The sequence below is a fragment of the Amycolatopsis sp. NPDC004747 genome (assembly GCF_053601335.1).
The window spans coordinates 51,518-64,750 of the sequence record NZ_JBSGBQ010000035.1 but is presented as its reverse complement, the minus strand read 5'-3'; the positions used below and the strand labels follow the sequence as shown (position 1 = coordinate 64,750).

Here is a 13,233-nt window from a genome sequence, read left to right as displayed (position 1 = left end):
CCCGAATCGAGGACGATCCATGGGAGAACGTCGGGAATTCCTTTGTGATCGTCTACGGTGGGCGAGTGGACGTGCTGAGCGATCTGCTGGTCCGGGCCCGGGCCGGCACCACGCAAGTCCGGCAGCTGATCCGGCGGCCACCGTGGTCGGTGACTTATGCCGATCCGCCACCGCTGACCGTCGTGGCCACGCTCGGCGGGTGCGCATCGGCCAGGTTCGACGACGCCGGCGCTGCGGCGGTGCGGCTTGCCCCCGGGGACATCGCTCTCGTCAAGGGACCGGGCCGCCACACGATCGCCGACGACCCGTCCACCCCACCCGGGTTCGTGATCCACCGGGGCAGGAAATACCTCCCCGGCGGAGGCGAGGTGGCAGCGCAGGCCCAACGGCACTCGGCACCCCGCACCTACGGCGACCACCTGCCCGGGGCAACCACCATGCTGCGCGGCGCCTACGACCTCCGCGGTGACACCGGTGCCCGGCTGCTGGACATGCTTCCACCACTGGCGGTCGTGCCCACCGGGCCACGGACCCGGCCGGCGCTGGACCTGCTCGCCACCGAAATCGCGCAAGACGAACCCGGCCAGGACGCCGTCCTCGCCCGATTGCTGGATCTGGTGCTCGTGCTGGCCCTGCGCGCCTGGTGCGCCAGGCCGCAGGGAGCGCTCCCTGCCTGGTACCGGGCATTGGAAGACCCCGCCATCGGCGACGCGCTACGCCTGATGCACGACGATCCCGCCCACCGATGGACAGTCGCCGCGCTGGCCGCCAAGGTCGGCATGTCCCGCGCCGCCTTCGCCGCCCGCTTCACCACCTTGGCCGGCCAGCCACCGCTCACCTATCTCACCGGCTGGCGGATGACCTTGGGAGCGGACCTGCTCCGGGACACCGAGGTCACCGTCGCCACCATCGCCCGCACAGTCGGTTACGAAGACGCCTTCGCCTTCAGCGTCGCTTTCAAACGGGCCCGCGGCGTCAGCCCCTCGACCTGGCGCCGCACATGCGCTGACACCAGCACAACGACCGGCAGGTGATCAGCCACCCCGTCGGCCGCGGCCGGACGGGGTGAGCCGACTGACCAGCAGCGAGCCGAGAACCGCGACGGTCCCAGCCGCGGCGACGACGCCGGTGAGGGCCAGGGACTTGGCCGCGAGGACAGTGGTCCGGTGCGGCGTCGCCGTCAGGGTCGTGCGGATCAGGCCGGAATCGTATTCGCCGCTGATCGCCAAGACGGCCGGGACGACGACCGGTGCCGTGCCGGCCGCGACGAGGGCGACCAGTACCCCGGCGGCCACGAGCTTCCGGTTCCTGCCGAATCTTGTCATGCGTGCCTCCCTACACCATCCGATCTTGTATCAGGAGGCAGGAACGGCCGTCCGCTCCTCGGTCCGCTCACCGGATCGAAGGCGGCTTCCGCGGCAGCACCTCGTCCACGTTCGCCGGTTCGCGCTGCGGCCGGCGGTTGAGCGCCCTGCGGACGTTCGCCGACGCGGTGTAGACACGCCGGACGTCCATGATCTCGCCCAACGGCCGGTGGGCGGGCCGTGACGCGCCACTGGTTGAACACCAGGGCGTCGCCCTGCTCCCCTCTTCCCGCGATGTCCCAGCGGGGAAGACGCACCCGGCCGGCCGTGACAAACGGGGACAGCCTCCCCGGCAGAGCCGGGCGAACACGTCCGGGCCACTGTTCAAGTCGAGTTCGCCGTGCAGCGCTCGGCCGGCGTTCGCCGCCGCGGCGGCAGCCGACACTACGAAGATCCTGCTGAAGACCATGAGTGCGATTCACAAATGCCTTCGGCGACGCTGCCGATCGGATGATGTGCAGGCACTCGCGGGGGAAGGATCGGATCCGCGAACTCGTCCGACGGCGAGGCGAACACCGCGTGCCACCTAGCTGTACTGCCCGGGGAGGTTGCGATCGTGGTGACACGTGATCGGATGATCTTGGTGTGAGGGAGGGCCTCCGGGTTCGGTGCGGATTGCGACATCTACGCCGAGCAACGGAGGCCCTCGTGACCCACGCTAACGCACCCCTGACCCCGACCGGCAGACTCCGCCTGGCCCGCTGCATCGTCGAGGACGGCTGGCCACTGCGACGGGCCGCGGAACGGTTCCAGGTCTCGGTCTCCACCGCCGCCCGCTGGGCCTGCCGCTACCGCGACCTCGGCGACGCCGGAATGACCGACCGGTCCAGCCGCCCGTGCCTCAGCCCGAACCAGACACCGACGCGGACTGAGCGGCGAGTCATCAAAGTCCGGGTGATCCGCAGGTGGGGACCCGCGCGGATCGCCTACTTGCTCGGGCTGAACCCTTCCACGGTGCACCGGATCCTGACCCGTTACCGGCTACCCCGGCTCACCCATCTGGACCGGGCCACCTCGGTCCCGATCCGCCGCTACGAACACCCCGCGCCCGGTGACCTGGTACACGTGGACATCAAGAAGCTGGGCAACATCCCCGACGGCGGCGGCCACCGCGCCCTGGGCCGGGCTGCCGGACGCCGCAACAGCGGTCAACGCGGCCACGGTTACGCCTATCTGCACAACGCCGTGGACGATCACAGCAGGCTGGCCTACACCGAAATCCTGGCCGATGAGACCCGGGAGACCGCGGTTGCGTTCTGGGTCCGGGCGCAGGCGTTCTTCGCCGGCTACGGCATCACCGTCCGGCGGGTGCTGACCGACAACGGCGCCTGCTACCGCTCACGCCTGTGGCGCGACACGCTGCGCGACGCGCAGATTGCCCCTAAACGCACCCGGCCTTACCGGCCGCAGACCAACGGGAAAGTGGAACGGTTCAACCGCACCCTGCTCGAGGAATGGGCCTACGCCCAGCTCTACCAGACCGAGACCGACCGACGCCGCGCCTTGCCAGATTGGCTGCACACCTACAACCATCACCGCGGACACACCGCACTCGCAGGCCACCCGCCCATCAGCCGCGTCCCCAACCTCACGGGTCAGTACACCTAGCCCTTTGCCGCCACCAAGTGTGCAGCCGAGGCTTGTCCCAGACGGGTGAGGTCGCCGGCCACGGTTGCGAGGGTGTAGCCCTCCCCCAGCCTCCGAGCTGCGGTGGCGCCGTCGCTTGTGTGAATCCCCGCGGCCACCCCAGCGCGAGCGACTCCGGCGATAGCCGCCTCGAACTCGTCGGCGACCGCGGGGTCGCCCGGGAAGGCGCCACCGACGGCCAGGCACAGGTCCGACGGACCGACATAGACGCCATCGAGGCCTCAGGTCATGATCCACTTCGCGGCCGCGCGGACGCCGTCGAGCGTGATCTGGTGGCCGCCGGGGTGGCGGTGCGTGACGACGTCGGCGCCGCGCTCGCGCAGCAACCGGATCAGCTCCTCGGTGGATGCCAGCGGGGCCATGGGGTCGTGTTCGCCGTTGGCCAGGAAGACCCGCGTCGCGCTCAGGTCGTGCGACGGCGGCTCCGGCACCGGCGACATCGCGGCGAACAACGCGGCTTCGCGGACGGCCTCCGGCCGCAGCAGCGTGACCGCGGCCGCGATGTTGGCGCCGTTGGAGAACCCGACGGCGACCAGCCGCCGGTCACCGAGCCCGTATTTCTCGCGGGCTTCGACGACGAAGTCCGCGAGCTCGTTCGCGCGTTTGACGACGTCTTCGTGGTCGAACACGCCCTCGGCGAGCCGCCGGAACCAGCGTGCGGCGCCGTGCTCGGACACCGGGCCGGCCGGGGCCAGCACCGCGGAGTTCGGGCTCAGTTCGCGCGCCAGGCCGAGCAGGTCCTCCGGGCTGCCGCCGGTGCCGTGCAGCAGGAGCAGCAGCGGCGCGTCCGGCGAGCCTTCGACGTACTTGTGCTGCAGCGTCATGACAGCTCCGGGTTGTTCTCGGCCGGGAGGTTCAGCTTGGGCAGCATGTGCTGGATCTCTTCGCGGCGCGGCTCCAGCCACGGCGGCAGCTTGAGCGCGCGGCCCAGCTCCAGCAGCGGCTCGTCGATCGCGAAGCCCGGCTCGTCGGTCGCGACCTCCAGGAGCGTGCCGCCGGGCTCGCGGAAGTAGATCGAGCGGAAGTACTGGCGGTCCAGGATGGACGTGACGTGCACACCCCGGTCGACCAGCTCCTCGCGCCAGGTCTTCTGGGTCTCCTCGTCCGGCGCGCGCCAGGCGACGTGGTGCACGGTACCCGCGGCGACCAACCCGCGCGGCGCGTCCGGGGTCACGAGGACGTCGACCAACGCTCCCGGCCCGCCTTCACCGGCGGCGAAGCGCAGGCGGTTGCCGTCTTCGTTGGCGAAGGTGAGACCGAGGCCGTCGGTCAGCATGCCGGCGGTGGCGTCCTCTTCGGTCACCGAGAGGGTCACCGAGTGCAGGCCCCGGATGGCGTGCGCGGCGGGAACCAGTTCGGTGTCCCATGGATCGCGCGGGTCGCCCTGCGGGTGTGCGACCAGGGCGAGCTCGAGGCCGTCGGGGTCGCGGAAGGTGATCGTTTCCTCGTTGTCGGCGTTGCGGACCTGGCCGGTCTCGACGCCGTTGGCGGCCAGGTGCTGCTTCCACCAGCCGAGGGACGTCTCGGGGATGGAGAACGACGTGGTCGTCGCCTGACCGGTGCCGTGGCGGCCGCTCGGCGCGTCGGGCCACGGGAAGAACGTCATCAGCGAGCCCGGCTTGCCGGAGCTGTCGCCGTAGTAGAGGTGGTACGTGCCCGGGTCGTCGAAGTTCACGGTGGTCTTCACCAGCCGCAGGCCCAGGGTCCGCAGGTAGAAGTCGGCGTTGCGCTGCGGGTCGCCCCCGATCGCCGTGACGTGGTGCAAGCCGGACGTCTTGATCGACATGGTTGCCTCCTCTGCGTAGGGTAACCCGCTAACCTCTTGCTCGCAAGATATATTCCGTACAGACATTCGGTGACGTGCTCACGGCGGCGATGACCTGACTGTGAGCTGGTTCGCATGTGGGTCCACGGCGACGTCTTAGGGTCTGCCCCGACCGTCACCGGTGCCGCCCAGGTGTCGACCGCGCCGGTCAGGGGGTTTCACCGGTCGTCACGGCACCAGGTGGGCTCGGAGCCGGTCACGGGTCAGCACCGTGCCGGCGGGCCAATCGCGACCGAGCAGCTCGACGAGGCCCGGGTCCGGCGTACCGCGGAGGGCGTCGGGATCGGCCGTCAGATCCGTGAGCAACCGTTCCAGCAGAAGCGCGAGTTCCACGCGGCCGCGCTCGCCGCCGCCCCAGCCGTAGTCCGACCGCGGGGCCCGCGGGGCGAGGTGCAGGGTGCCGGCACCGTCCCGGACGAAGACCGGACCCTCAAGGACGACCTCGCCGAGTGGGGCCGGTGAGGCGAGCCGGCGCGGCGCCAGGACCCGCACCGACCCCGGATCGCGGATCGGTACCACCGCAGGTGCGTCCGACTCGGGATCGACGAGAGGCGCCCCGGATCCCAGCGGGTCGGCGAGTACGTGGACGGCTCGCCGCCCGCAGGAGCGCAGCCGGGCTGCGAATTCGGCTCCGGCGGCCGATCGCAGTGACACCGTGACGAGCTGGGGATGGGTCAGGGGCGTTCCGCCGTCCCAGTCGTGGACCAGCCGGAGGCACTGTTCGGCCAGGAGGTCCTCGCGGTTCTGCACTTCGCGCCACCCCAGTCGGATCACCGGATCCGGCAGGCCGACCGGATCGGCGGGCACGCAACCGTCGTCGACGGCCGCAAGGGAGATCTCCTCCGGCCGCAGCACCGACAGTTCCCGGCCGGTCGGCACGCCGGCGGCGCGCTGACCGGAAATGCGTTGCGCCGTGTACACGAGCGCGCGGTGCACCGGGTGCCCGACGGGGTGCAGCGCGGCCAGCTCCAGCAACGGACGCACCGGCAGCACCGTCATCGCGGGGTGCCGCACGACCGGATCGCCCGGCCGCCACCGGCCGATGAGCTCCGGGTCACGCAGCCCCGGCGGCCAGAACGGCGCGGCGAGCCCCAGCACGCGGGCCAGATCCGGCCACGCGCACGGCTGCGGCGCGGCCTGGGGATCGGCCCCGGTGACCGAGACCAGCTCGGGACCGGTCTGCGTCCAGCGCGTTCCGACGCGCAGGCACGCACCGGCGGCGGGCACCGTGCGAGCCACCTCCGCCAGCGGCACGGGACGGCCGTCCAGGCACCAGCTCACGACCACCCGGCCGACCGTGGTGACCCACTCCTGCAGGACCGCACGGGGCCGGAGGTCGAATCCGGAGCCGAACAGGGGAATGACGCGGGCCAACGTCGCCGGCTGCGTGGCGTCGGGCCACCAGCGCAATGGGTATCGCACCGCCTCGAACCCGGCTTTGGCGTTCAGCCAGGCCCGCACCCTCGCGGTCGACCAGTAGTCGCCGAGCCGGTCGCGGTCGTCGGGTTCGGGAAGCCGGATCTTCCGGCGACGGCGGAACCGGCCGCCGCCCGCGCGCAGAGCGGCTTTCAACTCGGGTTCGTAGACCCGTCCACCGCTCACCATGACCAGCACCTCCGCCGCGGCCGCACTCGGCCCCGCCCCGACCCAAGATCGATTCGTACCATTGTGGACAGTTTGGCGGCCGCCACACGTCGTAGCACGTTCCACAAAGGAATCGATCACGTTCTTCGCATTTATTCAGTGATAATCCGACCTGGATGTCGTCCAGAAGCTGCGGCCAGACTATCGAGCTGCCGAGACTCCAGGCAGCGGTGAATCGAATTTGCATCGCAGTTCAGCGCTCTGCCACGATCGGGTGATAAGTGCTGGCCGGAGGGCATCACGGCCCGGTGGCGGGATGTTCGCCCACCCGAGCGCACCGGCGGGGGCAGCCGAACCCGGCTACGTTCGGCACCGTCGGCGGCCGGCCGACCGGAGCACGGAGGGCACCATGGCGAACGTCGTACGAGTGGAAACCGACGTGGCGGTTCCGGCCGACACCACCTTCAAGTGGTTCACCGACTTCAGCCACTACCCGCGGTTCATGCGCTCGGTCGAGCAGGTGTTCCCGGTCGACGGCCACCCCGGCCGGTTCCGGTTCGTCTACACCCTCGCCGGGATCCCGCGCCGTTACAGCATCGACGTCACCACCGATCTCCGGCGACGGACACTGGACTGGGTCAGCGCGAGCGGTCCCCGGCACCGGGGGCACGCCGTCGTGGGTACCGACGGCCCCGGCTCCGCCACCGTGACACTCGAGCTGGAACTGGAACTGGAAGAGCTCACCGAACGGATCGCCCAGGCCCTCGGGCTCATCACCACCCGCGCCCGCGCCGACCTGCGGCGGTTCGCCAAATTCGTCGAGGACGTCCACCAGGCCGCCGACCCCGCCGAAGCCAAGGAAATCGCCGACGGGGAAACGTCCCACCGCACGCCGCTGCAGTGGCTCTTCGACACCGTCTTCCCCACCGACGAGTCCTCGCACTGACCCGGCAGCCGGGGACGGTCACCCGGCGGCCTCGCAGACCGGCGGCACAACCCACGCCGGACACGCTCTCCGGTCAGGCTCCGGAGCGGGCAGACCAGTCCCCCGGGTGCCGCCTGATCAGCGCGGCGGCGAGGGTGAGCACCGCGGCGAGCGCGATCGCCGCGAGCACCGGGAGGAGCACGGCGTTCTTGCTCGAAGCGCCGATGGCGGCCCCGACCAAGGCCCACCCCACGCCTCCGGCATAAGCCGGCTGGGGCCCCGGCGCAGAACGACCAGAGTCACCGTGCCCACCGCGGCGGCCAAGGCGGCGGCTCGTCGGCGCGACCGGACGTCAAGGCGGCATCACCGAGGAAGAACACCGGACTGGCCGGCTGGGCGATGGCGGTGACCGCGACCGCCCATGAGGCCGCGGCGGACAGCATGCAGCTGACCAGGGAACTCAGCGCGGTCCATGAGCAACCGGGCCACGCGTTCGCCGAGCAGAACGACCTGCATCCCACGCACGTGACCGCACTGGTGGCCGTCCTGCACGCCGAAGCCGGCGGCCACCTGATCACGGCCGGCGACCTCCGCGCGCGCCTGGGCATGACAGATGCCGCTCAGGCCGCGGTCATCGCCCAGCGCATGACCTTCACCAAGCTGTGCCCGGCGAGCCGGACAACGGTCGCTTCGGCGACCGGCAGCCGTGGCAGGCGCAGCTGCGGACGTGTCCACGCCGGCATCATCGCCACCGCCGAGGCCGCGAGCGCCGCGTAGGGAAACCGCGCCGGCCACGGGACGGGCGGGGTGAGCAGAAGGAACCGGGCGGCCTGCCGGGCTTCCGGGGTACCGAGCAGCTCGGGCCGGTACGCGGCCAGCGCCAGGTCGAGCCCGGCCCGGGTCACCGGCGGGTCGGGCACCCCGAGGGCCCGGGCGATCACCGCCGTCTCGGCGACGTAGGAGTCGCACCCCGCCTCGTCGAGGGGACGCGCGCCGTATAGCTGATGGGCACGCAGGAAGCTGTCGACTTCGGCGATGTGCACCCACGTCAGCAGGTGCGGGTCGTCGGCCCGGTAGGGCCGCCCGTCCGGGGCCACTCCCCGCACCCGCCGGTGGACCGCGCGCACGGTCTCGACCGCGCGCCCGGCGTCCTCGGCCGTGCCGAACGTCGTCACGGCGAGGAAGGTGCTCGTGCGCTGCAGCCGGCCCCACGGATCACCGCGGTAGCCCGAGTGCGCGGCCACCGCCGCCATCGCCAGCGGGTGCAGCGACTGCAACAGCAACGCGCGCAGGCCACCCACGAACATGGCCGTGTCCCCGTGCACCCGCCGGATCGCGCTGTCCGGCCCGAACCAGCGCTCCCCCGGCGCGCCGTGGATGCGGGCGCGGTTGCGCGGCCCGTCGGGCCCGGCCACCCGGGCGAAGAGGGCGTCGCGCATCCGCTCGCGGATGCGCGACACCCCGGGCGGGAAGTTCGGCTGCACGGCACCTCCACGGCGTCGAGCCTTCCTACGCTGCAAAAGCGATGCAAGCTCCGTGACTGGGCGGCATCCAGGTTGGCGACCCGCCACTGATCCTACCTGCGCTTACTCCGGAAAGCGCACGAGAACGGACCTGCCGCGCTGCCGCGCTGAGCGCACGGCGGATCTTCCCCCGGGCGCTCGCAGCCCAGACGGCTTACGTTTGTGACGTCTCTGCATCGCCTGAGGAAAGGACGTCGCATGGCCGACAGCGGCCCGCCACCGCGCTGCGCGGTGCTGGGCGCGACCGGGTTCGTCGGCCGTGCGCTCGTCGCCGACCTCGCCGCCGCCGGGCACCCGGTCCACGTTCTCTCCCGCACGGCGGAGCACGGCTTCCCGCACCGGATCGACGTGACGCTCGGGGACGCCACGGACCCGCGCGCGCTCGAGACCGTGTGCGCCGGCGCGGACGTGGTCTTCCACCTCGTGCACTCGCTGGGTCACGCGGACTTCGCCGGCCGCGATCGCACCATCGCGCGGCACCTCACCGCCACGGCCGCGGCCGCCCGGGTCCGGCAGCTCGTCTACCTCGGCGGGCCACGGCCGGCAGCCACGACATCGCCGCACCTGGCGTCCCGCTCCGAAGTGGCCGAGATCCTGCTCGACGGCGAGGTCCCGGCGCTCGCGCTGCAGGCGTCGATGATCCTGGGCCGCGGCTCGGCCGGGGTCGAGCTGCTGTCGCGCACCGCCCGGCTGCCGGTCCGGCCACGGCCCCGGTGGACCGCCAGCCGCAGCCGCCCGGTCGCGCTCGCCGACGTCCGCCACTACCTGCGGGCCGCGGCCGGCCACCCGCCGCTGCGGGGCCGGTTCGACGTCAGCGGGCCGGAAACGATCAGCTACGACGGCCTCGTGCGGCGGTGCGCCCGCATCCTGCGGCGGCCCGCCGCGCCCACCCTGCCCTCGCCGTTCTGGTCCCACGAAACCGCCGCGCGGATCGCCGGGCTGACATCGCCCGTGCCCGCCACCGTCGCCGGCCCGCTGTTCGCCTCGCCCGAGCACGACCTGCTCCCGGCCGACACCCCGGCCGAATCCATCCTGCCGCCACCGAGCGGCGGATCGACGAGCCTCGACAACGCCCTGCGCACAGCACTCGGCGTACCGGTCCCCCAGGCACCCGCCGGCCCGGCGTACCGGGAGGAGCGCACCCGGCACGCGAAAGCCGGCCCGCACCGGCTGTGGCAGGCGATCACCGCCCTCGGCGGCGACCACGGCCGGTTCCCGCCCGCACCGGCGTGGGCCCTGCGCGGCCTGCTCGATGGGCTGCTCGGCGGGGCCGGGGCCTACCGCGGCCGCCCCGACCGGCCGGTGGCCGGCGACGTCATCGACTTCTGGACCGTCCGCCGCCGCGACGACTCCCAGCGAGAGCTCGTACTCACCGCAGACATGCGCCTGCCCGGCGACGCCGAGCTCACCCTCCGCGCGGACCCGGCCGGCTCCGGCAGTCTGCTGCGGCAGCGGGTGCGATTCGCCCCGGCCTCACCACTGGGCCACGCCTACTGGCACATCCAGAAACCAGCGCACGACCAGGTGTTCGCCTGGCTTGCCCGCTCGATTGTCCGCGACGCCGAACGCGGGACCTGATGGCCGCGTAGCCCGGTCCTAGCCGGTCGGCGGCGCCCGTCCGATGGCCCGCTCCACGATGACGACGGGCACAACGCGAGCACTTCCCCGACGGGCGGGCCGCGCTCCAGTGCGTCCCCATGGCGATCCTGAGCCCCGGCCCGACCGGCGCCGGCCGCAGACGCTGGACCGACCGTTCACCGAAGCCGAACCCGGAGCTCGCCCGACTTTCCGGTGACCTCCGCTTCGAGCTGGTCACCTCGGGATGTGGCGACCAGCCGGTACGGCACCGGGCGGCCGCCGAACGAGACGCCGGTGACCGTTTTCCCCGGAGGGAGGACGGCCCCGACCGTGACCGCGGCGGTTCCGGTCCAGGAGAACCACGTGGTCAGGCTCGCGGCGGTACTCGTCGCGCGGACGGCGAGGGAGCCGGTGCCGAGCCGGATGTCCGAACCCGCGATGCGGTGCTGTCCCTGCGGGATCTGGGGAACGACCGCGATGCGGCCGTGGGGCAGATCGGGGTCGACACCGAGTTGCTGGTGCACGACCGGCCAGAGCACGCCGTAGGTGCCCCACGCCTGGAGGACCATCGAGCGGTCGGTGAACGGGCGGTCGATGTTCGCCGTGAAGTCGGGCGACGGGGCCACTTCCGGCATCGCGCCCGGCTTCTCCCAGATCGCCGGGTCGAGCTGGATCCGGGTGTTCGCCGTGGTGTAGCGCTGCTGCTGGGTGCGGCCGAGCCGGCCGTAGTTGCCTTCGGCCACCGCCATGATCGCGGTGTTCAAGGAGTAGACGGCCCGCTCGGCCGGTACCGCGGTGACCACCTGGTCGCAACTGGGGCCGGGGTTGCCACCGGAAGCGCTGGTCGGGCCCGTCCCGGTGTGGTACAGGCCGAGGTCGCCGCTGTAGCAGTCCTCTTCCCGGCGTTGCAGGGTTTGCTGCGCGTGGCGCCGGGAGGCGAGTTCCCGCGCGCCCGGGAGGGCCGCTTCGAGCGGGGTCAGCCCGATCCAGTGCCGCTGGAAGACGGGCGTGTTGTCGTCACCGAGGGAGTCGCCGTACCCGGCGGCGTCGTCGCCCGCCCACCAGGTCGCGTCGAACCGGCCGCGCAGGTCTTCGAAGCGGGTCTGCGCCCAGCGGGCGGTCGCGTGGTCGCCGCGGCGTTCGGCCATGTCGGCGAGGTCGGCGAGGCCGCGGAGGTAGTAGACGGCGTTGTCCAGCTTTTCCGCGCCCATGCCGGGACGCTCGACGTTGCCCAGCCCCTCGGGCCAGCCGTCGTGGTCGGCGTCGAGGTTCGTGGCGATGTACTTCAGCGCGCGAGCGGAGAGGTCGTAGAAGTCGTCGAGGACCCGGTCGTCCCCGCTCCAGCGCCACAGCAACGCCACCACGCTCGGGAACTTCGCGGTCTCGTCGGTGTTGCCCGCGTCGGCATTGGCACCGAAGTACACGTCACCGGTGGAAACGACTTCGTGCACGATCTTCCCGCTGCGCCGGTTGACCAGGTCGCTGACGTTGCGCAGGGCGCGCAGGTGGTCGCGGACCAGGTCGAAGCGACCGGCCGCCACGGCCGCGAAGGCGGTGTACTCCCCGTCGGTGCCGAACAGCCACGGGTAGTCGGGGAAACCGGCGCCGATCCACCGGGCGGACGGGACGGTACCGGCCGCTGGCGGGTAGGCCGTGCCGGCCGACACGGGCCGGATCTGCAGGTTCCGGGCCTGCTGCACCGAATCCGCGAGGTTGCTCTTGCTCCACTGGACCGCGGCCTGCAGCGCACGATCACCCGGCAGGTCCACTTGGGTCGGGGCGACCGCGGCCCGTCGTACCGCGAGCTTGTTCGTCCAGGCGGCGGCAGGGGCGGCGAGCGCCGTCCGGGCGGCGTGGGCCGCCTCGGTGGCGCTCGTGGTGGAGCCGGCCACCGCGAACCACAGCGTCGTCGTGCGGTTGGCCGTGACGTCGACCCGGTAGTCGAGAGCGCCTCCGGCCCCCTTGCCGGCACTGCTGTCGTCGCAGCGGTACGGAGCCGTGCCGGTGGCGGGACACAGCACGGGCGGGTCCTGCGGACCCCGGTGCGGCCCCGCCGTGGCGGTCGCCACCGGTGGTCGATCGCCGGCGACGACCGCGCTGTAGTCGTGCGGGCGCGCTCCGGGCGCCGACGACGTCCCGGTGTCGCGGAAGGTCAGCGCCGTTCCGTCCGTGCTCGCGGTGTCGGGCAGGTCCACGGCGGCCGAGGACGGTGTGGTCGACGTCCACGGGTAGGCCGGCAGCAGCTCCGAGTGGGCGTCGACCCGGAGATCGACCGTACGGCTGACCGGGCTGCGCAGGCTGAGCGCGATGAGGGTGGTGGCCGATCCGTCGGGGACGAACTGGACGCGCTCCGCCGTCATGCCGCCGGTGGTGCGGTAGCGGAAGCGCTCGTACCCGTCACCACTGGCGTAGCCGACGGCGGTGGCGCCGGTGCCCAGCCACTGGTCCCCCACCCGGAACCAGAGGCCGTCGAGCAGCTTGATCGGCGGCGCCCAGAACCCGCCCATCTCCCCGCGGATGTGGAACCCCGCGGCCGGGTACTGCCCCGATTCGTCGCCGAGCACGTACGCCTGCTCACCGGTGATCAGCGACCGCCGGTCGGCGAGGCGGGTGGTGGTGGTCGGTTCGTCCGCTCCGGACCCCGCCACCAGCAGAGGGCCGGGCAGGCTCGTCCCCGCCGTCGCGGCGGCGGGGACAGCGGTCAGGCAGAGCGGGACGAGTACGGCGAGCACACCGGATCGCGTGCGCAACACGGTTACCTCCAAGGAGTTTCGTCCGGCGCGGCAC

12 protein-coding genes are annotated in these 13,233 nt (G+C 72.2%); 4 read left to right on the top strand and 8 right to left on the bottom strand.

Annotation, left to right across the window (positions count from 1 at the left end; genetic code table 11):
* Nucleotides 1–65 precede the first annotated feature (65 nt).
* A complete protein-coding gene (locus ACWEGE_RS38560; RefSeq protein ID WP_449665424.1) occupies nt 66–1,034 on the top strand; it encodes an AraC family transcriptional regulator in 969 nt (322 codons plus the stop codon).
* On the opposite strand, the gene ACWEGE_RS38555 is transcribed toward ACWEGE_RS38560, so the two are convergent.
* Nucleotides 1,035–1,325, bottom strand: coding sequence for a hypothetical protein (locus tag ACWEGE_RS38555; RefSeq protein ID WP_449665423.1), 291 nt, complete (start codon nt 1,323–1,325; stop codon nt 1,035–1,037). It lies immediately after the preceding gene.
* A 67-nt stretch (nt 1,326–1,392) separates the two neighbouring features.
* Entirely contained in the window at nt 1,393–1,515 is a 123-nt protein-coding gene (locus ACWEGE_RS38550; RefSeq protein WP_449665422.1) for a hypothetical protein, read from the bottom strand.
* A gap of 497 nt (nt 1,516–2,012) precedes the next feature.
* Between ACWEGE_RS38550 and ACWEGE_RS38545 the strand changes: the two genes are divergently transcribed.
* Complete coding sequence (locus ACWEGE_RS38545; protein ID WP_449665421.1) at nt 2,013–2,972, top strand: IS481 family transposase; 960 nt, start codon at nt 2,013–2,015, stop codon at nt 2,970–2,972.
* A 260-nt stretch (nt 2,973–3,232) separates the two neighbouring features.
* On the opposite strand, the gene ACWEGE_RS38540 is transcribed toward ACWEGE_RS38545, so the two are convergent.
* From ACWEGE_RS38540 to ACWEGE_RS38530, 3 genes are all read right to left on the bottom strand, one after another.
* Nucleotides 3,233–3,835 (bottom strand): alpha/beta hydrolase, encoded by a 603-nt coding sequence (locus ACWEGE_RS38540; protein ID WP_449665420.1) that lies wholly within the window; start codon nt 3,833–3,835, stop codon nt 3,233–3,235.
* Nucleotides 3,832–4,797 carry a ring-cleaving dioxygenase gene (locus tag ACWEGE_RS38535; RefSeq protein WP_449665419.1) on the bottom strand — a complete coding sequence of 322 codons (966 nt, stop codon included), beginning with the start codon at nt 4,795–4,797 and terminating at the stop codon, nt 3,832–3,834. Before ACWEGE_RS38535 ends, ACWEGE_RS38540 begins: the two co-directional genes overlap by 4 nt.
* 207 nt (nt 4,798–5,004) lie before the next feature.
* Entirely contained in the window at nt 5,005–6,441 is a 1,437-nt protein-coding gene (locus ACWEGE_RS38530; RefSeq protein ID WP_449665418.1) for a hypothetical protein, read from the bottom strand.
* Nucleotides 6,442–6,829: 388 nt separating this feature from the next.
* Between ACWEGE_RS38530 and ACWEGE_RS38525 the strand changes: the two genes are divergently transcribed.
* Nucleotides 6,830–7,366 (top strand): SRPBCC family protein, encoded by a 537-nt coding sequence (locus ACWEGE_RS38525; RefSeq protein WP_449665417.1) that lies wholly within the window; start codon nt 6,830–6,832, stop codon nt 7,364–7,366.
* A gap of 73 nt (nt 7,367–7,439) precedes the next feature.
* Here ACWEGE_RS38525 and ACWEGE_RS38520 read toward each other — a convergent pair whose 3' ends face one another.
* Both ACWEGE_RS38520 and ACWEGE_RS38515 read right to left on the bottom strand, forming a co-directional pair.
* Nucleotides 7,440–7,598: a hypothetical protein gene (locus ACWEGE_RS38520; protein WP_449665416.1), complete on the bottom strand. Its 159-nt coding sequence runs from the start codon at nt 7,596–7,598 to the stop codon at nt 7,440–7,442.
* Between the two features lie 367 nt (nt 7,599–7,965).
* Complete coding sequence (locus ACWEGE_RS38515; protein WP_449665415.1) at nt 7,966–8,829, bottom strand: oxygenase MpaB family protein; 864 nt, start codon at nt 8,827–8,829, stop codon at nt 7,966–7,968.
* A 237-nt stretch (nt 8,830–9,066) separates the two neighbouring features.
* On the opposite strand from ACWEGE_RS38515, the gene ACWEGE_RS38510 reads away from it, so the two are divergent.
* Nucleotides 9,067–10,446 carry a DUF2867 domain-containing protein gene (locus tag ACWEGE_RS38510; protein ID WP_449665414.1) on the top strand — a complete coding sequence of 460 codons (1,380 nt, stop codon included), beginning with the start codon at nt 9,067–9,069 and terminating at the stop codon, nt 10,444–10,446.
* Between the two features lie 176 nt (nt 10,447–10,622).
* Here the strand turns inward: ACWEGE_RS38510 and ACWEGE_RS38505 are convergent, their stop codons facing one another.
* Nucleotides 10,623–13,199 carry a hypothetical protein gene (locus ACWEGE_RS38505; protein ID WP_449665413.1) on the bottom strand — a complete coding sequence of 859 codons (2,577 nt, stop codon included), beginning with the start codon at nt 13,197–13,199 and terminating at the stop codon, nt 10,623–10,625.
* Between the last annotated feature and the right edge of the window lie 34 nt (nt 13,200–13,233).